The sequence below is a fragment of the Dakarella massiliensis genome, from assembly GCF_001182045.1.
Lineage (GTDB): Bacteria > Pseudomonadota > Gammaproteobacteria > Burkholderiales > Burkholderiaceae_F > Mesosutterella > Mesosutterella massiliensis.
Map to the genome: position 1 here is coordinate 119,723 of NZ_CVTY01000005.1, position 23,157 is coordinate 142,879.

General features: G+C 52.4%; 22 protein-coding genes. 6 read left to right on the forward strand and 16 right to left on the reverse strand.

The window, feature by feature from the left end; genetic code table 11:
- Positions 1-31: 31 nt before the first annotated feature.
- From atpG to rpmH, 16 genes are all read right to left on the reverse strand, one after another.
- Entirely contained in the window at positions 32-919 is an 888-nt protein-coding gene (gene atpG / locus BN1936_RS02235) for a F0F1 ATP synthase subunit gamma (RefSeq protein ID WP_022442736.1), read from the reverse strand.
- A gap of 28 nt (positions 920-947) precedes the next feature.
- Entirely contained in the window at positions 948-2,489 is a 1,542-nt protein-coding gene (atpA, locus tag BN1936_RS02240; protein WP_022442737.1) for a F0F1 ATP synthase subunit alpha, read from the reverse strand.
- A 16-nt stretch (positions 2,490-2,505) separates the two neighbouring features.
- Entirely contained in the window at positions 2,506-3,060 is a 555-nt protein-coding gene (locus BN1936_RS02245; protein WP_022442738.1) for a F0F1 ATP synthase subunit delta, read from the reverse strand.
- Positions 3,061-3,062: 2 nt separating this feature from the next.
- Complete coding sequence (locus BN1936_RS02250; protein WP_022442739.1) at positions 3,063-3,533, reverse strand: F0F1 ATP synthase subunit B; 471 nt, start codon at positions 3,531-3,533, stop codon at positions 3,063-3,065.
- Positions 3,534-3,620: 87 nt separating this feature from the next.
- On the reverse strand, positions 3,621-3,863 hold the full coding sequence (gene atpE / locus BN1936_RS02255; protein WP_022442740.1) for a F0F1 ATP synthase subunit C: 243 nt from the start codon (positions 3,861-3,863) through the stop codon (positions 3,621-3,623).
- A 73-nt stretch (positions 3,864-3,936) separates the two neighbouring features.
- Positions 3,937-4,770, reverse strand: coding sequence for a F0F1 ATP synthase subunit A (atpB, locus tag BN1936_RS02260; protein WP_022442741.1), 834 nt, complete (start codon positions 4,768-4,770; stop codon positions 3,937-3,939).
- 496 nt (positions 4,771-5,266) lie between these two features.
- On the reverse strand, positions 5,267-6,172 hold the full coding sequence (locus BN1936_RS02270) for a ParB/RepB/Spo0J family partition protein (RefSeq protein ID WP_049686550.1): 906 nt from the start codon (positions 6,170-6,172) through the stop codon (positions 5,267-5,269).
- A 20-nt stretch (positions 6,173-6,192) separates the two neighbouring features.
- Complete coding sequence (locus tag BN1936_RS02275) at positions 6,193-6,960, reverse strand: ParA family protein (RefSeq protein ID WP_022442743.1); 768 nt, start codon at positions 6,958-6,960, stop codon at positions 6,193-6,195.
- A gap of 15 nt (positions 6,961-6,975) precedes the next feature.
- On the reverse strand, positions 6,976-7,623 hold the full coding sequence (locus BN1936_RS02280) for a MarC family protein (protein WP_022442744.1): 648 nt from the start codon (positions 7,621-7,623) through the stop codon (positions 6,976-6,978).
- Between the two features lie 55 nt (positions 7,624-7,678).
- Entirely contained in the window at positions 7,679-8,329 is a 651-nt protein-coding gene (gene rsmG / locus BN1936_RS02285; protein ID WP_022442745.1) for a 16S rRNA (guanine(527)-N(7))-methyltransferase RsmG, read from the reverse strand.
- Complete coding sequence (mnmG, locus tag BN1936_RS02290; RefSeq protein ID WP_049686551.1) at positions 8,319-10,238, reverse strand: tRNA uridine-5-carboxymethylaminomethyl(34) synthesis enzyme MnmG; 1,920 nt, start codon at positions 10,236-10,238, stop codon at positions 8,319-8,321. Before mnmG ends, rsmG begins: the two co-directional genes overlap by 11 nt.
- A 208-nt stretch (positions 10,239-10,446) precedes the next feature.
- A complete protein-coding gene (gene mnmE, locus BN1936_RS02295) occupies positions 10,447-11,814 on the reverse strand; it encodes a tRNA uridine-5-carboxymethylaminomethyl(34) synthesis GTPase MnmE (protein WP_022442747.1) in 1,368 nt (455 codons plus the stop codon).
- 86 nt (positions 11,815-11,900) lie between these two features.
- Positions 11,901-13,634, reverse strand: coding sequence for a membrane protein insertase YidC (gene yidC / locus BN1936_RS02300; protein ID WP_049686552.1), 1,734 nt, complete (start codon positions 13,632-13,634; stop codon positions 11,901-11,903).
- Between the two features lie 45 nt (positions 13,635-13,679).
- A complete protein-coding gene (gene yidD, locus BN1936_RS11245; protein WP_022443128.1) occupies positions 13,680-13,922 on the reverse strand; it encodes a membrane protein insertion efficiency factor YidD in 243 nt (80 codons plus the stop codon).
- A complete protein-coding gene (locus BN1936_RS02305) occupies positions 13,922-14,368 on the reverse strand; it encodes a ribonuclease P protein component (protein WP_082164426.1) in 447 nt (148 codons plus the stop codon). Before BN1936_RS02305 ends, yidD begins: the two co-directional genes overlap by 1 nt.
- A gap of 26 nt (positions 14,369-14,394) precedes the next feature.
- Positions 14,395-14,535 (reverse strand): 50S ribosomal protein L34, encoded by a 141-nt coding sequence (gene rpmH, locus BN1936_RS11250; protein ID WP_022443127.1) that lies wholly within the window; start codon positions 14,533-14,535, stop codon positions 14,395-14,397.
- A gap of 484 nt (positions 14,536-15,019) precedes the next feature.
- On the opposite strand from rpmH, the gene dnaA reads away from it, so the two are divergent.
- The 6 genes from dnaA to BN1936_RS02335 all read left to right on the forward strand — a co-directional run bounded on the left by dnaA (position 15,020) and on the right by BN1936_RS02335 (position 23,153).
- On the forward strand, positions 15,020-16,366 hold the full coding sequence (dnaA, locus tag BN1936_RS02310) for a chromosomal replication initiator protein DnaA (RefSeq protein ID WP_022443126.1): 1,347 nt from the start codon (positions 15,020-15,022) through the stop codon (positions 16,364-16,366).
- A 42-nt stretch (positions 16,367-16,408) separates the two neighbouring features.
- Positions 16,409-17,572, forward strand: a complete 1,164-nt coding sequence (dnaN, locus tag BN1936_RS02315) for a DNA polymerase III subunit beta (protein WP_022443125.1) — start codon at positions 16,409-16,411, stop codon at positions 17,570-17,572.
- 61 nt (positions 17,573-17,633) lie between these two features.
- A complete protein-coding gene (locus tag BN1936_RS02320) occupies positions 17,634-20,171 on the forward strand; it encodes a DNA gyrase subunit B (RefSeq protein ID WP_022443124.1) in 2,538 nt (845 codons plus the stop codon).
- A gap of 123 nt (positions 20,172-20,294) precedes the next feature.
- Positions 20,295-21,221, forward strand: coding sequence for a 5'-nucleotidase (locus BN1936_RS02325; RefSeq protein WP_022443123.1), 927 nt, complete (start codon positions 20,295-20,297; stop codon positions 21,219-21,221).
- A gap of 510 nt (positions 21,222-21,731) precedes the next feature.
- Positions 21,732-22,451, forward strand: a complete 720-nt coding sequence (locus tag BN1936_RS02330; RefSeq protein WP_148521170.1) for a Crp/Fnr family transcriptional regulator — start codon at positions 21,732-21,734, stop codon at positions 22,449-22,451.
- Positions 22,452-22,502: 51 nt separating this feature from the next.
- Entirely contained in the window at positions 22,503-23,153 is a 651-nt protein-coding gene (locus BN1936_RS02335; RefSeq protein WP_022443121.1) for a BON domain-containing protein, read from the forward strand.
- Positions 23,154-23,157: the final 4 nt, after the last annotated feature.

Here is a 23,157-nt window from a genome sequence, read left to right on the forward strand (position 1 = left end):
ATTGGATAATCCTCAGTTTCAAATCCTAGCGTTAAGACACAGCAGCCGCACCACCCACGATTTCGGTAATTTCCTTCGTGATGGCGGCCTGACGCGTCTTATTGAAGACAAGCTGCAGTTCGTTGGAGAGTTTCTTCGCGTTGTCCGTAGCGGCCTTCATAGCCACCATACGGGCACTCTGCTCAGAAGCCATGTTCTCTGCAACAGCCTGGTAAATAAGAGCTTCAACGTAACGATTCAGCAGCAGATCAAGGACTGCAGGAGCGCTAGGCTCATACTCGTAGTCCCAGGAGTACTGCTTGTCGGCAGTTTCATCTTCAGAAGCATCAACTGCTTTCTTCGGAAGCGGAAGAAGCTGCTCGATAACGGGTTCCTGCTTCATCGCATTGATGAAACGGGAGTAGGCGAGGTAAACAGCAGACACCTCACCCTTTGCGAACGCATCAATCTGGACTCGAATGGCACCAATCAGACGGTCGAGGTTGGGCTGATCGCCCAGCGCAACCGCCTGACTCTGCACCGGCGTACCCAACCGCTGCAGAAAACCGAGGCCTTTATTACCAATAGCAGAAGCGAAAAGCTCATTCCCCTCGGCATCCCACTTCTTAATGGTAGCCAGTACATCACGGAGAATATTGGTATTCAAGGCACCCGCCAGACCCTTATCCGTCGTGATCAGGATAAGGCCGATTTTTTTGGCGTCATTGTGCGAGGCGAGGAACGGATGATGGTAGTCCGTATTGGAGGCTGCAAGGTGCGAAATAATCGTACGAATCCTTGAGCCATACGGACGTGCCGCAAACATCCGGTCCTGCGCCTTGCGCATCTTCGAGGCCGCCACCATCTGCATCGCGTTCGTGATCTTGCGCGTATTGTTTACGCTCTTGATCTTCATGCGTATTTCTTTTGTGCTGGGCATTGGGTCCTCTAGGGTCGCTTACTACGCTTTAAAAAGCACCGTTCTTCTTGAACTCGTTCACTGCAGCTTCGAGAGCGGCAGCGTCGTCCTTATCGAGGACTTTCTTGTCTTCGATACGGTCAACGAGATCGGCGTGATGTTCCTGCATGAAGTCGCGCATAGCACGCTCAACACGGAGGGCATCCTTGACAGCAACGTTGTCATAGAAGCCGATGTTCACGGAGAACAGAACCAGTGCTTCTTCCCAAACCTGAAGCGGGCGATACTGCGGCTGCTTCATCAGTTCAGTCACAACGCGACCGCGTTCGAGTTCTTTACGGGTGGTTTCATCAAGGTCAGAGGCGAACTGAGCGAAAGCCGCGAGTTCACGATACTGAGCGAGGGCCAGACGGACACCGCCGCCGAGCTTCTTGATGATCTTGGTCTGAGCAGCACCGCCGACTCGGGAAACAGAAATACCCGGGTTGATAGCGGGGCGAATACCGGCGTTGAACAGGTCGGTCTCAAGGAAGATCTGGCCGTCGGTAATAGAAATCACGTTCGTCGGAACGAAGGCGGTAACGTCGCCGGCCTGCGTTTCGATGATCGGGAGAGCGGTCATGGAACCGGTCTTGCCCTTCACTTCGCCCTTGGTGAAGCGTTCAACGTATTCGGCGTTCACACGAGCAGCGCGCTCGAGCAGACGGGAGTGCAGATAGAACACATCGCCCGGGTAGGCTTCACGTCCCGGCGGACGGCGAAGCAGCAGGGATATCTGACGATAGGCCCAGGCCTGCTTGGTCAGATCGTCATAAACGATCAGGGAGTCCTGGCCGCGGTCGCGGAAGTACTCGCCCATCGTGGCGCCAGCGTACGGAGCGATGTACTGCAGAGCTGCCGTATCGGAAGCCGTAGCGGCAACGACGATCGTGTAGTCCATGGCGCCGTGCTCAGTCAGCTGACGGACGACGTTCGCGACCGTGGAAGCCTTCTGGCCAATAGCGACATAAACGCAGATCAGGTTCTTGCCCTTCTGGTTGATGATCGTGTCGAGAGCGACAGCCGTCTTGCCGGTCTGACGGTCGCCAATGATCAGCTCACGCTGACCGCGGCCAATCGGCACCATGGCGTCGATGGACTTAAGACCGGTCTGAACCGGCTGATCAACCGACTGACGTTCAATAACGCCAGGGGCGATCTTTTCGACCACGTCGTAGGCCTTCGCTTCGATCGGGCCCTTGCCGTCAATCGGCTGACCCAGGGCGTTGACCACACGGCCAATCAGCTCAGGGCCGACGGGAACCTGAAGAATACGACCCGTCGTACGGACGGTATCGCCTTCAGAAATATGGGTGTATTCACCGAGAATAACCGCGCCGACGGAGTCACGCTCCAGGTTCATTGCCAGGCCATAGGTATTGCCCGGGAACTCCAGCATTTCGCCCTGCATCACGTCGGAAAGACCATGAATACGGACGATGCCGTCGGTAACGGAAATCACGGTGCCTTGCGTACGAAGATCGGCCGAGACCCCAAGGTCTTCGATCCGCTTCTTCAGCAAATCACTGATTTCACTAGGATTGAGTTGCATTATTCAGCTCCGGAATTTATGCGGTAAGGGCCGTCTTCATCGCTTCGAGACGAGCACTGATCGAACCATCTAAGACCTGGTCTCCAACACGGATGCGGACGCCACCGATCAACTCAGGGTTGACGGTCACATCAGACACAAGCTTCTTGTTGGGGAAGCGATGGGCAAGAGCCTTAAGGAGGCTTTGCACCTCATCGTCGGTCATACCGAAAGCGGTTTCGATATGAACTTCGGCAATACCCTCCGCGTCGTTAATGAGCGTGCGGAAGTCATTAACGATCTCGGACCAAGCTTCAATTCGACCATTATCGAGAACGACGGTAAGGAGATTAGAAACTTCTTTCTGAATTTCCTCTCCTGCAAGAGCGCTCTTAATCAGATCAATCATCTGACTGGGAAGCAGGCGAGGATCTCCAAACAGCTGAGAAAACTCAGGAGTCTTGATGACCGTGGAGATATTCTCCAGAGTCTTCAGAACAGCCTTGCATTCCTCGATAGATGCGTGACGATCTTCAAGCGCCTGGAACAGCCCCTTTGCATAAGGCCGCGCTATTGTCGAAATCTCTGCCATGACTAAAGCTTCGCCTTCAGTTGATCAAGCATATCCTTATGGATATCTGCGTTAACTTCACGCTTCAAAATCTGCTCGGCACCGGCGATAGCCAGCTGAGCAACCTGATCCCTGAGAGCTTCTTTAGCACGCTGCATTTCCTGAGCCGCTTCGTCCTTTGCGGTCTGAACAATGCGATTGGCTTCAACTTCAGCCTGCTGCTTAGCCTGCTCAACGATAGACTGACCACGTTTCTCGCCATCAGCCACAATCGTCATAGCTTGAGCTCGGGCTTCAGTTTCGATAGCCTGCTGCTTCTGCGAGGCTTCGACCAGGGCACTCTGTCCCAGATCTGCAGCCCTCAGTCCCTCAGCGATCTTCTTTTGCCGATTTTCAATTGCCCTAATCAGCGGCGGCCAGATGTACTTCATGGTGATCCAAGCACCAAGAAGGAACACGACCAATTGAACGAAAAGTGAGGCGTTAATGTTCATTATTGAGTCCCGTAGAGTTGAATGATGAGGCGATATGCCACACCTATTCAACAAGTCAGCTAAAACGTAATTTGGTAACTACTTTTATTAGCCGACGAAGGGATTGGCGAAAGCGAACATCATGGCAATACCGACGCCAATCAGGTAAGCAGCATCGATCAGACCGGCGAGAATGAACATCTTGGTCTGAAGGGTATCGATCAGCTCAGGCTGACGGGCAGAGGCTTCGAGGTACTTGGAGCCCATGATGGCGATACCGATAGAGGCACCCATAGCACCCAGACCGATGATAATGCCGCAAGCCAGGGCAACGATAGCAACGTTAGTCATTTAAAAAAACTCCTTGAGATCTTCAAAAACGAAGGTTGTTTAGAGTAAGAAAGATAAAGAAAAAATAGATCTGTTAGTGGCTATCATGCGCCTGACCCAGATAAACCAGCGTCAGCATCATCATGATGAATGCCTGCAACAGCACAATCAAAACGTGGAAGAGCCACCAGCCAAGCCCGGCCACAATCTGCCCAAACACGCTCAGGGTGCCGCCCAGCAGACCGAAGCTGAAGGCATAACCACCAAGAAGCGCAATCAGGAAGAAGAGCAACTCGCCAGCATACATGTTTCCGAACAGTCGCATGCCCAGGGAAACGCACTTGGCGAGATATTCGATAATGTTCAGAGCGAGATTGAACGGCCAGAGCAGAGGATTCGCACCGAACGGAGCAGTCACCAGCCCCTTGAAGAAGCCGCCGACACCGTGCGCCTTGAAGCCGTAGTAAATCATCAGAACCAGAACGCCGACGGAGATGCCGAGCGTACCGTTCAGGTCCGCGGTAGCCAGCGGACGCATATGTTCAAAACCAAGCCAGCCAGCGATCATCGGAATCAGATCGACAGGGAGAAGGTCGATACAGTTCATCAGCGTGACCCAGATAAACACGGTCAGCGCGAGAGGAGCGATATAAGAGCGATCACCATGAACCAGCGTCTTGGCCTGATCGTTCACAAATTCCACCAGCATTTCGATGGCACACTGGAACTTGCCGGGAACGCCAGCAGTAGCCTTGTGAGCTGCTTTGTAGAGCAGCCACAGGGTTAGTCCCATGATTGCGATGGAGAAAAACAGAGTGTCGTAATTGATGACTGAAAAATCAACAATCGAACTCTGGTGCGCCGACGCGAGGTTGGCAAGGTGATGCCGTATGTACCCGGTCGCATTGAGAGCGCCATCAGCTGACATAGATGTCGATCCTTATCTCTTTAGTAAAAGCTGACCTGCCATAGGAGCGCTAACCACTATAAACAGGGACAACAGAAAAGCCGGCCAGTTGAGTTCTTTGTAAACAAGCGCCACAACGACCATCAGGATGGTAGTGAGGAACGTTCTTGCAAACAACCCAATCTGAAAAATTTGAGCTCCGACGATAGGACTGGTCCGCATTAGCCTTTTGCTAATCAGTAATAAGGCTGAGGAAGGCAAAATATAAATTGCGGAAGCGATTAGAGACGACAAAAAAGCATTGAGTCCCCCGATTAACAGGCAGACAATGCTTGTTATTCCGCTAGACACCCCATATATCACCAGTTCCTGAACCAAAAAATCAGGGCGGAGCCCACGCCATAAGCTCTTCATAAAACCAGCATATTGTAAGTGTGCGCAATTGTTTCAACAACTAGCATTTTTAAGTATCTAAGAGCCTTTTGATATAGATACAATTGGTGACTTTTTATACCAATTATGAGGTATAACCCAGTTTTTCGAGCAGACCATCCAGCTGATCAAGACTGCTGTAGCGGATGACAATTCTTCCCTTCTCACGGGTCTCAGACGCGAGCTTCACTTCTGCTCCCAGCGTATCCGAAAGTGATTCTTCAATTCGAATGACATCCCGCCCCTTCTTATGGACAGTCTTTGCGGGCTTCTTTTTGTCATCTGAAAGCAGAGCCGCTACCTGACGCTCTGTTTCGCGGACAGACCAGCCCTTCGCGACCACTTCGTTTGCCAGAGCGATCTGATCCGCCTCTTTGAGCGGGAGAAGTGCGCGGGCATGTCCCATATCAATCTTCTCAGACATGAGGAGATTCTGAACCTCGGGGGTGAGCTTCAGCAGACGAAGCGTATTCGCGACCGCCGGACGGCTCTTGCCGAGAACCTCGGCCACCTGATCCTGAGTCATGTCGAACTCACGCATCAGCCGACTCATACCATTGGCTTCTTCGATAGGATTAAGTCCTTCGCGCTGAATATTCTCAATCAGGGAGAGCGAGAGAGCCTTCTTATCGGGAACCTCCCGGATGATCACAGGCACTTTGGTCAGACCGGCAAGCTTTGCTGCACGGAAACGGCGCTCACCGGCAATGATCTCCCACATACCTTCGCCAACGGAACGCACAATAAGCGGAGACATCAGACCCTGGGATTTTATCGAGGCCGACAGAGAGGCAATAGACTCAGGATCCATATGCGTTCTCGGCTGATACTTCCCGGGCCGGAGCTGATCAACACTCAGTTCCGTCAGACGGGCACCCGCCTCTTCGCCATGATCCTTCTGAGAGGACTGAGGCTCAAAAATTTCTTTCGGGCTCTCCAGTCCGAGAGCCCCCAGTCCGCGACCCAGTCCTTTTTTCTTTATCGCCACGATTCACTCTCCCTTTTCCAGGCTTACTTGAGTTTGGACAGAATTTCTGTAGCAAAAGCTTTGTATGCCTTAGCTCCCTTGGATGAGGGGGCATACAGCACACCAGGCTTTCCGTAACTCGGCGCTTCGGCCATCCGGACATTTCTCGGAATAATCGTATTGAACACCCGGTTGCCGAAATGCTCCTTCAGCTGCTCACTCACTTCCTGCTGAAGAGAGATCCGGGCGTCGAACATGACCCGCAGCAGACCGATCGCTGTGAGATCCGGATTCTTGCCCTGGTACACCATCTTCACGGTATCTACCAGATCGGTCAGACCTTCCATCGCGTAGTACTCACACTGCATCGGAATGATCACGCCGTGAGCACAGCAAAGCGCATTGATGGTGAGAAGAGAAATGGAGGGGGAGCAGTCGATGAGGACAACATCGTAATTTTTCAGCTGAGGTTCCAGCGCATGGCGGAGACGATAGTCCCGCTCATCCATGTCAACCAGCTCAACCTCGGCTCCCGCCAGATCCCGGTTCGCGGGCAGCACATCGTAAAAACCTTTTCCCGTGGAGCGCACAACGACATCTTCGAAGGATGCCTCACCAAGAATGAGCTGATAAACAGACTGCTCGAGGCTTCTCTTATCCACGCCGCTGCCCGTAGTCGCATTGCCCTGAGGATCAAGATCAATCAGAAGAACACGCTTACCTTTAAGCGACAACGCTGCCGCCAGGTTTGTGCAGGTAGTTGTTTTGCCAACTCCGCCCTTCTGATTCACAACACAGAAAACCTTTGCCATTCTTTCCTCTATTAACTATTTGGGCAAGGACATAATCAGCCCGGAAATTCCCTGCCAGAGAACTCCCACGCCGAGACACATCAAAATGAAGGCGAAGAGACGGGACAGCGCATCCGCGCCGGCAGCCCCAAGAGCCTTCGGTATTTTGTCACTGTAGCGGAAGCAGAACCATGTAAGCACTGTCATCGCTATGGAGGCGAGTACGCTTCCAACGATACTGCCGATGCTTCCGGAAAGACTCGAACCAATCGCTGCCGCAGAAGCAATGGTTCCGGGTCCTGTCACTAGAGGCAGTGTGAGCGGGTAAAAAGCCATGGAAAGCAAAGCTTCATCGCTTTTTCTCACCTGACTCGCATTGCTTTTTGCTTCAGCCAGCGTCGGCGCATGCAGCGCCTCCCACCCTGAAGACAGCAGCACAAGACCACCGCCCACCTGCAGAACCGGAACAGAGATTCCAAAAAAAGACAGAATCACACGTCCGGCAAAAAGCGAAACCAACAGAACGATGAGACTGTAGATTGCCATCCGTTCCGTAATCTTCGCCCGGATTTCATCGCTTGCGCCTGGCGTAAGCGACAGAAAAAACATGGCTCCCCCGAATGGATCAATGATCGGGAGAAAAGTCGCAAACACAAACAGAAAAGACTTTACGACGTCTTCCATTTTTCAGCCGCTCACATGAATCGGTTGACCGGTGAAGATCTCTGGTAACACTCTATTAAATATGGCGCATCAGAACAACCGAACGCTCTTCACCAAGACCGGGAATATGAAGGTCAATCACTTCAGTGACCTCAGCGAAGGACGGCAGTTCCTGCAGTTCGGCTTCAGGTCTGTGCCCCTTCATGGCGAGCCACATTCCGGGTTCACCTATATTGGATTCTGTAAGGCTAACAAAATCCTTCAGGGATGAGAATGCCCGGCAGGTGACTACATCAAATTTTTCCTTGATGTTCTCAACCCGCGAGTGTTTTGCCCGCAGATTCTTCAATCCCAGTTCAAGGGCCGCCTGTGTAATGAAGGTTGTCTTCTTGGCGACAGCATCGACAGAAAGCACCTTGAGTTCCGGGAAGCAGACAGCAATCACAACCGCTGGAAGTCCGCCTCCGGATCCCACATCCATCAGAGACCGCATCGGCAGTCCCTGTCTCTGCATCTTCTCCAGCACAGGAATGATGCCCAGACAATCGAGAAGATGCTTTTTCACCCCTTCTTCAGGATCTCGGATGGAGGTTAAATTAAAAACCTTGTTCCATTTAAGCAAAAGCTCCAAGTAAGCATCAAGCTGATTAAATTGATGCTCGCTCAAGGACACTCCAAGCTCTTTCGCTCCCTGAATCAGACTGTTTTTTGCGCTCTCATTCAGCATTGGCACCTTCCCTTTCACGCTTGCTCTTTGAAAGAAAAATAATGAGCAGAGAAATGGCCGCAGGAGTAACTCCTGAAATTCGGCTTGCCTGACCGATGGTTTCCGGCCGGTATTCCTTCAGCTTCTCCCGCACCTCAAAAGAGAGGCCATGTACCGAATCATAATCTAAGTCAGCCGGTATCTTGATCGTTTCATTGCGGAGATTCTTCTCAATTTCCCCCTGCTGCCGGGAAATATAGCCGGCATATTTCACACCAACCTCAATCTGCTCCGCTTCGTCCAACGTAATCTCAGGGGATGCGTCTCCCACATGAGTGCCATCGGCAAGCTCCAGTGTCCTGAGCTTCTGGTAACTGACGCTCGGGCGTGCCAGCAGATTCTTCAATGAGTACTCGTGCTCAATCGGCACCCCGAAAACGCGGATAGCTTCCCCCTCCTTCAGATCAGCCGGGTGAATCCAAGTCGACTTCAGACGCTCGCTTTCCTTCGCAATGTGTTCCTGTTTCTCGCAGAAGAACTTCCACTGCGCGTCAGAAATCAGTCCAAGATCGTGAGCGGTCGGCGTGAGACGGACATCCGCATTATCTTCACGGAGGCTGAGACGATACTCAGCGCGGGACGTGAACATGCGGTAGGGCTCAGAAACGCCCTTGGTTGTCAGGTCATCCAGCATGACACCGATATAGGCTTCATCGCGTCTCGGCACCCAGCTTTCGAGTCCTTTGGCGCGAAGCCCCGCATTGATGCCGGCGTAAAGACCCTGAGCCGCAGCCTCTTCGTATCCGGTTGTTCCGTTGATCTGACCGGCAAAGAAAAGGTTATTGATCTTCTTCGTTTCAAAAGAACGCTTCAGATCGCGCGGATCGTAATAGTCATATTCAATCGCGTAACCCGGCCGCATCAGATAAGCATTTTCCAGTCCTTTCATAGCATGAACCATTTCGATCTGAACATCGAACGGAAGACTGGTTGAGACACCGTTGGGATAGTAAACGTTGGTATTCAGCCCTTCAGGCTCAAGGAATATCTGATGGCTGTCCTTTCCTTTAAATCGGACAATCTTCGTTTCAATGGATGGGCAGTAACGGGGACCGACGCCGACAATAGCGCCCGAATACATCGGAGAGCGGTCAAGATTCGCCAGAATAATCTCGTGCACATGCGGATTGGTTCTGGTGATCCAGCAGGGAACCTGTTCCGGGTGAGGCACTGATTGATCCCAGGAGAAATAAGGAACTCTGTCCCCCATTCCATCCTGACGTTCGCATTCAGCAAAATTGATCGTCTTTCCATCAATGCGGGGAGGCGTACCGGTTTTCAGACGCCCCATCGGCATTCCGATTTCAATCAGTTTCTCAGCGAGACTGATGGATGCGGGATCTCCCATGCGTCCTGCCTGGTAGTGCTGCAGACCGATATGGATAAGACCGTGGAGGAAGGTGCCTGCAGAGAGGACAACAGATGTGCTGAAGAATCTGACTCCCGTCTTAGTGACCACACCTTTGACGGTATCGCCTTCCAGAATCAGATCATCAGCAGCTTCCTGGAAAATATCCAGATTTTTCTGATTTTCCAACTTGCCACGCATCGCGATCTTATAAAGAGTGCGATCAATCTGAGCACGTGTTGATCGGACCGCGGGCCCTTTGGAGTCATTCAGCGTACGCATCTGAATGCCGCCCATATCTGCGGCACTTCCCATCGCGCCGCCCATGGCGTCGATTTCGCGGACCAGATGTCCCTTGCCAATACCGCCGATAGAGGGATTACAGGACATCTCTCCGAGAGTTTCAATGTTGTGCGTAAGAAGGAGCGTCTGACATGCCATACGTGCCGCAGCAAGAGCGGTCTCTATGCCGGCATGCCCGCCGCCAACCACAATGACGTCGTAGACCTTTGGAAAATCCATTTTCTCTGAGAAGACTGCGACACTGTTTCACGTGAAACAGGTCTAATCTTCCCTCCATCAAAAATTTAAAAACAGATATGTTCCACGTGGAACATATCGAATAAATAATTCAGTGAAAAATCGTTTTGTTTCACGTGAAACGTTTCTTAGATTCCAAACCGAGATCTGACTGTTGTTTCACGTGAAACACGTGCATCTGTACTGCTGATTATTTCCCGATGCAGAAAGTGCTGAAAATCTTCCCAAGCAGCTGATCTGAGGTGAATTCACCGAGAATCTGCCCCATTGAAACTCCAGCAAGGCGCAGTTCCTCTGCAACCATGTCAAGGAAGAACTGATCCTGGGACAGGTACTCTCTGACTTTTTCCAGAGACTCTTTTGTTTTCTGAAGAGACTCAATGTGCCGCCGCCGGGCAATAAAAACACCCTGAACAGAATTCCTGAAACCCACTGCGTCAAAAATCATTGCCTTCAGTTTCTCGATGCCTTCTCCCGTTTTTGCAGAGATATAGACATGGGAATCTGTATTGCCGGGAACCTCACGGAGAAGATCTATTTTATTCGTCACCGTTATGACCTTGGTTCCCTGCCGGACATGGCCCTTGATTTTATCAAGCTCAGCCTGACTATCGAGCGTTTCCGGTGCCTCCAGATGAAGAATCAGATCAGCCCTTGAGAGCTCACCCATGGCTTTTCTGATACCGGCCTGCTCGATCACATCCGCGGTTTCGCGAAGTCCGGCGGTATCGACGAGATTTACTTGTAACCCATTGATTATTATTGTATTTTCAACAATATCACGGGTTGTTCCCGGAATATCTGTCACAATGGCAACTTCTCTCTCGGACAGACTGTTCAGAAGACTCGATTTTCCGACATTCGGGCTTCCAACCAGAGCGATAACCACGCCTTCACGCAGCATATTTCCCTGGCTCGCCTGCTCCAGAAGCGTGCCGACTTTCTGATTCAGTTCGTCGACCCTCTCCCTGATTCTGCCCTCTTTGATAAAGTCGATATCCTCTTCCGGAAAATCCAGAATCGCTTCGACATGCGTTCGGAGATCAATCAGCTTCCCTTCAATATCGCGGCACTTTTCCGAGAACTCTCCTACGAGCGATTTCTCTGCCGCCCTCACAGCGCTCTCGGAACTCGCGTTGATCAGATCCATCACGGATTCTGCCTGTGCGAGATCAATACGCCCATTTTCAAATGCCCGGCGGGTGAACTCCCCGGGCTCTGCCAGCCGGAGACCGGCTTCAGCTCTAATCGTCAGAGCGCTTCGGATCAGAAGATTCTGAATAACCGGATTCCCGTGCGTCTGAAATTCAACGACATCTTCCCCTGTGTAGGAGTGAGGAGCCTTGAACCAGATCACAACCCCGCGGTCAATGACCTCCCCTGCCTGATCACGGATGGCGGAGAAATGGGCATACCGCGGCGATGGATTCCGGATATCCGTCATCCGTTCCAGCATGAAACGAGCCAGTTTCTCACTGCCGGAAAGCCTGACTATACCGATGCCGCTTCGGCCAATCGCTGTTGATACGGCAATGATTCCTTCTTCCTGAGAGCTCATAGTTCTGAGAGTCCGATCCGAAAAAATAAAGGGGACATTAGATAATGCCCCCTTTTACCTGCTGCGAAACGCTTTTAATCAATCATTTAAGAAGATTTCTTTTTGGCTTCTTTCGCAGCCTTGCGTTTCGCTCTTTCTTCATCAATCTGCTTGTTCACCCACCACTGCTGGGCAATGGACAGAATGTTGTTCGTCAGCCAGTACAGCACCAGACCGGAGGCGAAGATGAAGAACATCACACTGAACACGAGCGGCATGATCAGCATCATCTTGGCCTGAGTCGGATCAGCAGGCTTCGGATTGAGCTTCACCTGGATGAACATCGTCGCCATCATGATGAGCGGCAGAATGAACCAGGGATCCGGTGCAGCCAGATCCTTAATCCACAGAATCCAGCCGGAACCGCGAAGCTCCACAGAAGCGAGGAGCACCCAGTACAGAGCGAGGAACACCGGAATCTGAAGAACAATCGGCAGGCATCCGCCCATCGGGTTGATCTTCTCTTCACGGTACATCTTCATCATGGCCTGATTAAGGGCCTGCTTGTCGTTGCCGTACTGAGCCTGCATCTCCTTCATGCGCGGCCCAAGATCCTTCATGCGGGCCATCGACTTATAGCCTGCAGCCGACACCGGATAAAGAATCGCTTTGACGATCACCGTCAGAAGCACAATGGCCCAGCCCCAGTTTCCGGTCAGACCATGCAGCCAGGAAAGGAGCCAGTAGATCGGCTTGGCGAGGAACGTGAGCCAGCCATAGTCAACGACCAGATCAAGTCCCGGAGCAATCTGAGCCAGACGCTTCTGAGCCTGCGGACCGACATACAGCGTGGACTGTTCGTTCTTGGAAGCTCCCGGAGCGATGTCTCCCATCGGAACGATGGAGCCGATGGCGTATTCATCGCTTGCAATCTGGCGGGTATAGAACTGACGCTCAAGACCTTCCTTCGGAACCCAGGCAGAAGCGAAGTGCTGCTGAATAATGGCAACCCAGCCGTTATTCGCCTTGGACGGATAATCCTTCTTGTTATCAGCGATGTTCGAGAACGTAATCTTCTGGAACTTATCCTGAACCGTATAAAGAGCGGCCCCCAGATAGCTGCTGGAGAAAGAGTTGGCACCCGGGGCCGGCTTGCTGTCGCGCACCAGCTGATAGTAGATGGACGGATTGATGGTCTTATCCGTGCCATTCACCACTTCCTGAGAGACCTGCATGCCATAGTGATCGGCCGTGAAGGTATAGGTCTTCAGAACCTTGACGCCGCCGCTTTCAGCCTCAAAACGAACGCTGAGCGTCTTGTCGCCCGGATTCATCACGAGCGGACCGTCTTGGAGCTTGAAAACCGTCTTGTGAGTGGGAGCGTCAGCAACGCCGATCACGCCGCTCTGAGCTTCATAGAGGCGGTCTTTGGTGTGATCAAACAGCACAACATTGTTGTGCTCGGCTTCCTTGTTGCCAAGAATGAGGCCGACGAGACCGACTTCATTCCACTTGGGAAGCTCCTTCATCTTCAGAAGCTCGGCACGGACAACGCTTGCGCCCTGTTCGTCGAATGTGAGCTTCATCAGATCCGTCTGGACATTGACCGGCTTCACGCTCTCAGCGCTGTCAGCGGATGCATTGACGGCATTCGCGTTAGCCTGAGCCGAGGCGGGAACCGATCCGGCGGAAGCCGCTGCGGACGAAGCCGCGGCGCTCTGCTCCTGCGCGGGACCGAAGAAAGACGGACGGCCGTTGTAAACCTGCCAGCTATCCCACAGCATGAATAGGGATGACAGAAAGACAACCCAAAGTAAAGTTCTTTTGAAATCACTTCCCATAACAGGTCGCTCGCTAACAAAAAAATGTTGGTTGATAAAGGCCGTTTACCGTTTTTTCCAGAAATTCCAGTGGAATTCCTCGGGTACGGGGTCATATCCCCAGGGACCCAGGGGATTGCATTTGAAAATGCGGATAACCGTCAGATAACTGCCACGGAGTGCGCCGAATCTCAGTATGGCCTGAATGCCGTAGTGAGAACATGACGGGGTGAACCGACACTGTCTGCCTAGCCAAGGAGAAAGGCACAACTGATAGAGGCGTATCAGTTTAATCAGCAGAAACTTCATTAGGCGTCCTGAACGGCTTTTTTTACGATCCCGCCAAATCTGAGCAGAAGCTCATCGCAGTCCCTGCGCAGTTCCTGCTTGAAACTTCCAAGGACGACATCTTCTCCCAGCTTGGGCAGACGGCACTTCAGGCGAAGCACAACATCCGCACAGACATTCGATTGCGCCAATGCAGGCTTGGAGAGTCTTGCCGATTCCCGAAGGATTCTTTTGACAAGCACCCGATCCACGCCTCTGTGAGCATTGGCTTTGCCGACCGTGAAACCGAATCTCAGCCTTTCATCCGTTTCGGATTCAGGTTTGAGCAATGCGGTCAGAGTCAGCCAGCGCGACGACAAACGTACCGTTTTGGGTCCGCGAGAAGACAAAACAACCCCATAAGAGGCAGACTTTATCAATCTGCCTCTACGGGGTAGTGAACTTCTTATTGGCAACGATTCTTCCACGGCTTAGCCCTGCCGTGATGCCACGATTAAAGTGCGAGGGTATGACGGCCCTTAGCACGGCGGGCAGCCAACACCTTGCGACCGCCTCTCGTGCGGCTGCGCACCAGGAACCCGTGAGTGCGGGCACGCTTGATCTTGGAGGGCTGATAAGTACGCTTGGTAGCCATGATGAATCCTTAAAATTTCTAAGCTGAAACGAATAGTGCCCTTGAGGCAGTATTCTTCAATTCAAAAATATAAAACTGCCCGATAACTGGGGGCAGGATGAACGGAATGAAGGTCTCCCGGCATTTTTTCAGGGAGACAATCGTGAAATCCTGATATTACACATCAAATTAGCGCTGACTGTCAAGCTGAAAAAACAAGAGTTTATCCGTAGAAAATCCGTTTTTGGGATCACATTCACGCAACCCACAAGCTCTAGTGGTCTTGTTGATTTCTTGTACTGAACTTATTGTGCCGGAATAAAAAAGAACTGATTTTTCTGAATTTCTTAAGCTTCTGACGGACACATTACCTGTGGATAACTGGTAGAATAACTTTCCCGTACTTTCGTTTTTTCCCAAAAATTACCCACGGGAATATAAGCGAAAGAAAAAGTTTTCACTCCAGCAGTACCCAATATACGGGGTACACGCTAACTTACCGTAAATGAAAGATTTTTGGCAAAACTGCTGCGATCTGCTCCGACTGGATGCACGAATCAGCAGCGACAAGTTCGATACCTGGATTGCCCCGCTGCAGATGGAGTCCTGGGACCCCAAGTCCGGGGAACTGGTTCTCTCAGCAGCGAGCGCCCAGAAGCGGGACGTGACGAGGTCAACCTACTCCGACATCATCACCTTCCACGCTACCCGGGCCAATAACGACAGTCCGATCACAGTCAAATGGATTGTGAGGGAGCCGAAAGTCGAAGCCCCTGCTCCCAGCAGCAGCGTCGTACAGCAGGATTCAACCTCCTTCAATCAGCTGGCGGAATCCTGCGGTCTTCTCAGCTCGCTCTCATTTGAGAATTTCGTTCAGGGTATGAGCAACAAGGTGGCGCTTGGCGCGGCTACCTATGTCGCGAATAACCCCGGTACCAAAGCCTTCAACCCGCTTTATATTTACGGCGGCGTCGGCCTCGGCAAAACGCATCTGATGCATGCCATCGGTCTCGCCGTTCTGAAGCGCAATCCCAAGGCGAAAATCCTCTGCCTCAGCGCCACAACCTATATTGCTGAATTCCTTAAGGGAATCGCGCGAAAGGACCAGAGCTTCTATCAGCGATTCAAGTCTCTGGACCTGCTCCTGCTCGATGACGTGCAGATGCTCGGGTCGAAGGAAGGCACACAGTCGGCCTTCTTCTCCACCTTCGAAGCACTGGTGCCGCACGGCAAACAAATCGTGCTCACAAGCGATACCTACGCGAAGCAGCTGAAGGATGTGGATGAACGGCTGAAGAGCCGTTTCGCAGGCGGCATGTCAGTGCCGATCGATCCTCCTGAGCTCGAAACCCGAGAAGCCATTCTGATGAAGAAGGCAGAGCAGAGCGGTACCAATCTGCCTGAAGATGTCGCTTTCTTCATTGCGAATCACCTGAAGAGCAACGTGCGTGAGCTGGAAGGCGCGCTGCAGCAGGTGATCGCTCATGCCCGCTTCAACGGCATCGATATCTCGATTGATCAGGCCCGGACCGCGCTTCACGATCTGATTCACAGCCAGAACGAAATCACGGTTCAGGATATCCAGAAGAAGGTCGCGGACTATTACAAGATCCGCGTCGCGGACATGCACTCAAAGCGCCGTCCGAGAGTGATTGCCTACCCCCGCCAGATCGCCATGTACCTGTCGAAGAAGCTCACACAGAAGAGCTATCCGGAAATCGGCGAACTGTTCGGCGGCAAAGATCACACGACAGTGCTCCATGCCTGCAAGAAGATAGAAAGCGACCGCAGAATCAATGAAGAGCTGAATCACGAGCTGCATGTGCTCGAGCAGAATCTTCAGAATTTCTGATTATAAAAATCACACAACACACTCAGAATTGGGAAATCAAGAATGCAAGTACTGAAAGGATCTAGAGAATCTCTGCTGACGCCTCTTACGACAGTGAGCGGCATTATTGAAACTCATCAGACCGTTCCGATTCTCAGCAACGTTCTGATCCAGTCTGACGGCAGCAAGGTCAGCTTCACTGGCAGCAATCTTGAGATTCAGATCAAGACCCATGCGGAGCTTGAACAGGAAGGAGATCCGGTCGCATTCACCGTTTCTTCCCGGAAGATTCAGGATCTGATCAAGAGCCTTCCGCCCACGGAAGTGACCATTTCGCTTGGCGCGGCCCGCAAGGCGATCAGTGCCGAAGGCGGCAATCAGATCTCTCAGAAGATGGAGGTGAGCACTGAGAACAGCCGCTTCTCGCTTCAGACCATTCCTGCGGATAAGTATCCGAGCTTCCCGGAAGCTGACTTCACCAGCAGCGCCACGATTCCCGCGAAGCAGCTGAAGTACATCCTCTCCATGGTTCACTACGCCATGGCGAACCAGGATATCCGCTTCTACCTGAACGCTGTCCGTCTCGTTATCAAGGATGGAAAGGTGCGCGTAGTGGCAACCGACGGCCGCCGTCTCGCCTTCTGCGAGATCACTCCGGACAAGAACAGCATTGTGTCGGAAGACGTGAGCGTCACTATTCCCCGCAAGGCCGTTCTCGAACTGAAGCGTCTTCTCCCTGAAGAGGATGACGACAAGGAAATTCCGGTCAAGATTGATTTCGCAGCCAATCAGGCCCGCTTCACCTTCAATGGTGTCGAAGTGACGACGAAGCTGCTCGAAGGCACGTATCCGGATTACGAGCGCGTTATTCCGACAAATAACGACAAGGTGTTCCTGATCAGCCGCGAGGCTCTGCTGCAGGCTCTGCAGCGTACGGCTGTTCTCGCCTCCGACAAGTTCAAGGGCGTGCGCTGGCTGCTCAGCCCCGGCCTGCTTTCCATTCAGAGTTCCAACTCCGATCAGGAAGAAGGCAACGACAATATTGCTGTTGATTATCAGGGAGATCCGATCGATATCGGCTTCAATATCGACTTCCTTTCCGACGTTCTCAGCAATCTGAAGAACGACAAGGTAAAGATCGCTCTGTCCGGTCCTCAGGGTTCCGCTCTGATCACGATGCCCGAGAGTGACGACTTCAAGTATGTCTTGATGCCGATGCGTCTCTGATCGCATTCAAGAAACACCTTGATTTTTTGGGTATTTGCCCTGGACCTTATTTGAAGAAGTTATGACTGAAGAATTAAAACAGACCCCAACTGAAGATAGCGGCTATAACGCCAGTTCGATCCAGATTCTGGAAGGGCTTGAAGCGGTTAGAAAGCGCCCCGGTATGTACATTGGGGACACTGACGACGGTTCAGGGCTGCATCAGCTTGTCTACGAAGTGGTAGACAACTCTATTGATGAAGTCCTCGCCGGTTTCGCGAAGGACGTCGTGATCACCATCCACAACGATGAATCCATCTCGGTGCTGGATGACGGGCGCGGCATTCCGAACGAGGTCAAGTTCGACGACAAACATAAGCCGAAGCGCAGCGCGGCCGAAATCGCGCTGACTGAACTGCATGCCGGCGGCAAATTCAATGAGAACAGCTACAAGATCTCCGGCGGCCTGCATGGCGTCGGTGTGTCCTGCGTGAACGCACTGTCCACGTGGCTGCGCCTCACGGTCTACCGTGACGGCCGGGCTTACCGCCTGAATTTTGAGAAGGGCAAGGTTGTCAATCGGAAGATTGAGACGGTGAAGCTCCCCTCGGGAGAGGAAGTCGCGATTTCTCCGATGGAGGATATCGGTCCGGCCCCCGAACATAAGTCCGGCACGCTGGTGGAGTTCCTCCCAGACAGCGAGATCTTCAAAAACGTGCTGCACTTCAGCTACGACACGCTGCTCAACCGACTTCGCGAACTGTCATTCCTGAACTCGGGCGCTCACATCATCCTGATTGACGAGCGTACCGGCCGGGAAGCGGATCTGAAGAGCGATAACGGCGTCTGCGGGTTTGTGAAGTATCTGAATGAGCAGGCTGACCGCACCCCGGTGAATCCGGAGCCGTTCCACGCTATCAAGACGGTCTACAGCCAGGATGTCCCGGTTTCTGTTGAAGTCGCCATGCAGTGGCATAACGGCTACAACGAGGTGCTGGACGCCTATACCAACAACATTCACCAGCGGGACGGCGGCACTCATGTAACAGGCCTCCGCAACGCGATGACCCGCGTGCTGAAAAACTATATTTCGGCCGCCGGACTGGATAAGAAAGCGAAGGTTGAGCTTGATCCTCTGGACATGCGTGAAGGCCTCACCTGTGTCCTCTCGGTGAAGGTTCCTCAGCCGAAGTTCAGCTCCCAGACGAAAGACAAGCTCGTGTCGAGTGAAGTCCGCCCGGCTGTTGAAGAGGTTATCAACTCCGAACTCACGGCTTATCTGGAAGAAAATCCGGATATCGCCCAGAAGCTCTGCGAAAAGATCGTCTCCGCGGCAAAAGCACGAGAGGCAGCCCGCAAGGCCCGTAATGTCGTGCGTAAGAGCGCGCTGAACGGCGGCGGCCTCCCCGGAAAGCTGGCTGACTGCGCCAAGGGCACGCCCTCCTCTGAGTGCGAGCTGTTCCTGGTGGAGGGTGACTCCGCAGGCGGTTCCGCCAAGGTGGGCCGCAACTCCAAGTTCCAGGCCATCCTGCCGCTCCGAGGCAAGATCCTGAACGTGGAAAAGGCCTCTGCCGACAAGCTTCTCGACTCCGAGCAGATCAAGAACCTCGTGATGGCTCTGGGAACCGGCATTGACCGGGATTTCAATATTGAAAATCTCCGCTACGGCCGCGTCATCATCATGACCGATGCTGACGTCGACGGCGCTCATATCTGCACGCTGCTTCTCACGTTCTTCTTCCGTCAGATGCCGCAGCTGATCGAGCAGGGTCACGTCTATATCGCCCAGCCGCCGCTCTACAAGGTTCAGAGAAAGTCCCGGAAGTCGGATGAGCGCTATCTGAAGGACGATAAGGAACTCGCGCACTTCCTGCGCGATATCGCGACGGAAGACGCTGTGCTCTTCACGGACGGCGTTGTAAGCGCTCCTGCGAACGGCATCCGCGGCACCCGCCTCGACAACCTCCTGCTCGCCTATCAGGCTGCAAACGACGCGATCAGCGTGAATTCCCGCTTTATTGACTCAGAAGTGCTTCGCGCTATCTCCAACGGCACGGAAGTTCACCTTGATACGGAAGCAGAAGCCCGCGAAAGCGCTCAGAAGCTCTCTGACGCGCTCCATGACCCCAACGTGACCATCGAGGCCACCCAGGACGCGGAGGACGCTTCCTGGCACCTTAAGATCGCGCGGAAGATCTATGGGACTCCGCACTACACCCAGCTCGACCGCAAATTCCTTCAGACAAAGGAATATGAAGAGCTGGTGGAAAACGGCAAATCCCAGAAGTCGCTTTTCAACCCCAACACGAAGATTGTGAAAACGATCAACGGCAAGGTTCGGGAAAAAGCCGTGCAGAGCATCGGTGAGATGTATGACTGGCTCACCTCTCTCGCGTATGAAGGCATCACGCTTCAGCGCTTCAAGGGTCTGGGTGAAATGAACGCGGATGAACTCGGGCACACCACGATGGATCGCAAGGTCCGCCGCATGCTGAAGGTTTCCATTCAGGACGCTGCCCGCGCCGATGAAGTGTTTGACCGCCTGATGGGTGATGACGTCCCGCGGCGCCGTCAGTACATCGAAGAAAACGCTCACAGGGTCTCCAACCTCGATATTTAATCGATAAGGAAACCAACATCTGACAAACGGGGAAGCAAACTTCAGTTTTTGCCTCCCCGTTTTTTTACAGCAGCAGGAACCGTCCGGAGTGATCCGGACAGAAGACAGAACAAGGAAGATGCCATGACCACATCTCTAAACGCTCAAAATGAAAAACTGGTGATTGCTGTTTCTTCCCGGGCGCTGTTCGATCTCGAAGAAGAACATCGTCTGTTTGAAAGGGAAGGATTCGCGGCCTACCGGACCTACCAGGTGGAGCATCAGGATGTGCCTCTGAAGCCTGGTGTCGCCTTTCCATTCATCAGCCGCCTTCTCAAGCTGAATGAGATCTTTAAGGATCAGGCCCCGGTCCGTGTGGTGGTGCTGTCCCGGAACAGCCCGGAAACGGGGCAGCGGTTTTTCAATTCCTGCCGCCATTACAGCCTGCCGATTGAGGCCGGAGCCTTTACCTCAGGGCAGTCCACCTTTCCTTTCATGAAAGCCTTCAATGCCAGCCTGTTCCTGTCCGCCAATATCGACAGCGTGCGTCAGGCGACTTCTATCGGGCTTCCGGCTGGTCTGGTGCTTCCTACCTCGTTCCAGGACGAGGAAGGGGATACAGGGCTCCGTATCGCCTTTGACTTCGATGGCGTGGTTGCCGGTGATGAAGCGGAAAAGAAATTTCAGTCAGAAGGCATGAAAGCGTTTCAGCAGGAAGAAATTGATAAGAAGATGCAGCCTCTCCAGGCGGGACCTCTCCAGTCTCTTTTCTCCAAACTCTCACAGCTCCAGAAACTCGACGCGGAAAGAGGGAAAGATGATCCCTACTATGAACCGGCAATCCGCATTGCTGTCGTGACGTCTCGCGGAGCTCCAAGCGAGCAGCGCCTGATCACGACGCTGAAAAGTTTTGGAATGTATGCGGCCGAGCTTTTTCTGCTCGATGGGATGCCGAAGAAACCTATTCTGAATGTTTTAAAACCGCACATCTTCTTCGATGATCAGCTGAAACACCTGCAGGAAAACACGATTCCCAGCGTTCTTATTCCTTTTGGGATAAATTCAAAGTAACCAGATAAAAATCCGAACGGCTATCGATTTCTGATAACCGTTCTTTTTTATCTTTTTCAACAGAAAGAAAATTGTAGTTATATTGTTTATTATATTTTAAAAGAATAATAACAACAATAACAGTAGAAAAACTCGTTGGATATGCTTATTTTTTATTTTTATTCAAAGAGTTATGCTGTTAAAAACTTTGTGGATAGTTTTGATGGATGCCGGGGACATCCCTGTGGACAGAAAAGAATAAAACCGGCTCTTCCGAAAGATAACTGAAGTTTTCAACAGAAAAGCAGGATTTGTTCATTCAGAAACTGTGGATAACTTGATGAATTTCCGGCTTATTTTTCCACAGAGGGTGATAAGAACATAAAACACAGAAAAATCAGCTGATTGGACAATGTTTCCGTGTTGATAGTCTGTGGAAAAGCATGGAATATAATGGGTTGCTAATATTATCAGACCTTCTCTCTGATTCAAAATAAAATATTTTTCATATCAGCTTAGGACTCTGCGAACATGGATAGTAAGCCGGTTCCTTGGTTTGCCCCCAAAGTCTCCCCTGCTCTGAATACGATCGTCCGCAATCTTGGACACCGTGTTAATAAGAGCAAGGGTGACGTGCTGTATGAAACCGGCTCCATGTTTGAAAGGCTGATGTATGTTCAGTCCGGAACTGCCGCAAGGGCAGTTCTTATGCCGGGGTTTGAAGACACCCCGTTTTTCGTTCTGCTTGCCCTTCAGGGCAGTCTGATCGGCTGCGTTGAGACGCTGTACTCCAAAGATTCCGTGATGAGGCACCAGTGGGCGGTCAATAACTGTGAAGTGCTGACGATTCCGAAGGAAATTCTCCTGAAACTCGCGGATCATGAGCCCTCCTGGCATAAAGAGCTCGCGGGATACAACGCGGCCACGACACTCGCTGACCGAATTGGTCTCATGGTGACCCGTGAGGGAGATCCGCACCAGAGACTGGGTTCCTTTATTTATGCCTACTGCTCGAGAAGCAGCCTGCCGATCGATGAAGAACTCAGGGATGAGAAGAAAGACTGGCTGGCGCTCCCTTCATTTCCTCCGCGTAAACTGATCGGACAGGTGATCGGCTGCGAAACCTCTCTGATTGATAAAGTAATAGAAGACTGGCAGAACGAAGGAAGCCTGAAGAAGATTCACAGAAACGCTCTGATGCGAAGAACCAAGCTGTGCGAGTACTTTTACTGGCTGCAGCGCTTCATCTGAACCGGGAATGGTCTTCAGAGGGCAGTTTCTAACACTGAAACGGAGACTCACATGAAAATTGCTAAGTTCACTATTCCGCTGCTGGGCTGCGTTGCGGTTCTTGCCTCTAGCGGCTGCGCGCCGATTCTGGCGGGCGGTGCTATGGCGGGAGGTGTATCCGTGGCGGTTGACCGCCGCTCTACCGGAGCCCAGGTCAATGACGGCGTGATTGAGAACCGCGTTTCCTGGGAAATCTCTCAGAAGATCGTCCCGGAGGATCAGCATATTACGGTGACGAGCTACAACGGCAAGGTGCTGCTCACCGGCGAGGTGAAAACCGAACTGGAAAAGAAGACCGCTGGTGAAGTCGCGAGCAAGAGCCTGGATGTCAGCAGTGTTGTGAACCAGCTGGCGGTTCAGGAACCGGTATCTGTTGGACGCCGGATGAAGGATTCCGGCATCGCGACAAGTGTCAGAAGCCGTCTGCTCACGGCCCAGGGCGCACCCTACAGCCAGATGAAGATCATCTGCGACCGCGGCATTATCTACCTGATGGGTCTTGTCACTCCGACCGAGGGTCAGATTGCCGGTGAAATCGCGGCGAAAACCGATGGCGTGAAGGAAGTCGTGAAGGTGTTTGAGTACCAGTCGGCCGCTGAGATCAAAGCCCGTATGGATTCCTTCCAGAAGGCTCCGAATACCGATTCAACGAGCACCAATTAATCCG

Excerpts from the sequence above, each read along its gene's own strand:
- atpG (WP_022442736.1), bottom strand. The coding sequence starts at position 919 with ATGCCCAGCACAAAAGAAATACGCATGAAGATCAAGAGCGTAAACAAT.
- atpA (WP_022442737.1), bottom strand. The coding sequence starts at position 2,489 with ATGCAACTCAATCCTAGTGAAATCAGTGATTTGCTGAAGAAGCGGATC.
- BN1936_RS02245 (WP_022442738.1), bottom strand. The coding sequence starts at position 3,060 with ATGGCAGAGATTTCGACAATAGCGCGGCCTTATGCAAAGGGGCTGTTC.
- BN1936_RS02250 (WP_022442739.1), bottom strand. The coding sequence starts at position 3,533 with ATGAACATTAACGCCTCACTTTTCGTTCAATTGGTCGTGTTCCTTCTT.
- atpE (WP_022442740.1), bottom strand. The coding sequence starts at position 3,863 with ATGACTAACGTTGCTATCGTTGCCCTGGCTTGCGGCATTATCATCGGT.
- atpB (WP_022442741.1), bottom strand. The coding sequence starts at position 4,770 with ATGTCAGCTGATGGCGCTCTCAATGCGACCGGGTACATACGGCATCAC.
- BN1936_RS02275 (WP_022442743.1), bottom strand. The coding sequence starts at position 6,960 with ATGGCAAAGGTTTTCTGTGTTGTGAATCAGAAGGGCGGAGTTGGCAAA.
- BN1936_RS02280 (WP_022442744.1), bottom strand. The coding sequence starts at position 7,623 with ATGGAAGACGTCGTAAAGTCTTTTCTGTTTGTGTTTGCGACTTTTCTC.
- rsmG (WP_022442745.1), bottom strand. The coding sequence starts at position 8,329 with ATGCTGAATGAGAGCGCAAAAAACAGTCTGATTCAGGGAGCGAAAGAG.
- mnmG (WP_049686551.1), bottom strand. The coding sequence starts at position 10,238 with ATGGATTTTCCAAAGGTCTACGACGTCATTGTGGTTGGCGGCGGGCAT.
- mnmE (WP_022442747.1), bottom strand. The coding sequence starts at position 11,814 with ATGAGCTCTCAGGAAGAAGGAATCATTGCCGTATCAACAGCGATTGGC.
- yidC (WP_049686552.1), bottom strand. The coding sequence starts at position 13,634 with ATGGGAAGTGATTTCAAAAGAACTTTACTTTGGGTTGTCTTTCTGTCA.
- yidD (WP_022443128.1), bottom strand. The coding sequence starts at position 13,922 with ATGAAGTTTCTGCTGATTAAACTGATACGCCTCTATCAGTTGTGCCTT.
- rpmH (WP_022443127.1), bottom strand. The coding sequence starts at position 14,535 with ATGGCTACCAAGCGTACTTATCAGCCCTCCAAGATCAAGCGTGCCCGC.
- dnaA (WP_022443126.1), top strand. The coding sequence starts at position 15,020 with ATGAAAGATTTTTGGCAAAACTGCTGCGATCTGCTCCGACTGGATGCA.
- dnaN (WP_022443125.1), top strand. The coding sequence starts at position 16,409 with ATGCAAGTACTGAAAGGATCTAGAGAATCTCTGCTGACGCCTCTTACG.
- BN1936_RS02320 (WP_022443124.1), top strand. The coding sequence starts at position 17,634 with ATGACTGAAGAATTAAAACAGACCCCAACTGAAGATAGCGGCTATAAC.
- BN1936_RS02325 (WP_022443123.1), top strand. The coding sequence starts at position 20,295 with ATGACCACATCTCTAAACGCTCAAAATGAAAAACTGGTGATTGCTGTT.
- BN1936_RS02330 (WP_148521170.1), top strand. The coding sequence starts at position 21,732 with ATGGATAGTAAGCCGGTTCCTTGGTTTGCCCCCAAAGTCTCCCCTGCT.
- BN1936_RS02335 (WP_022443121.1), top strand. The coding sequence starts at position 22,503 with ATGAAAATTGCTAAGTTCACTATTCCGCTGCTGGGCTGCGTTGCGGTT.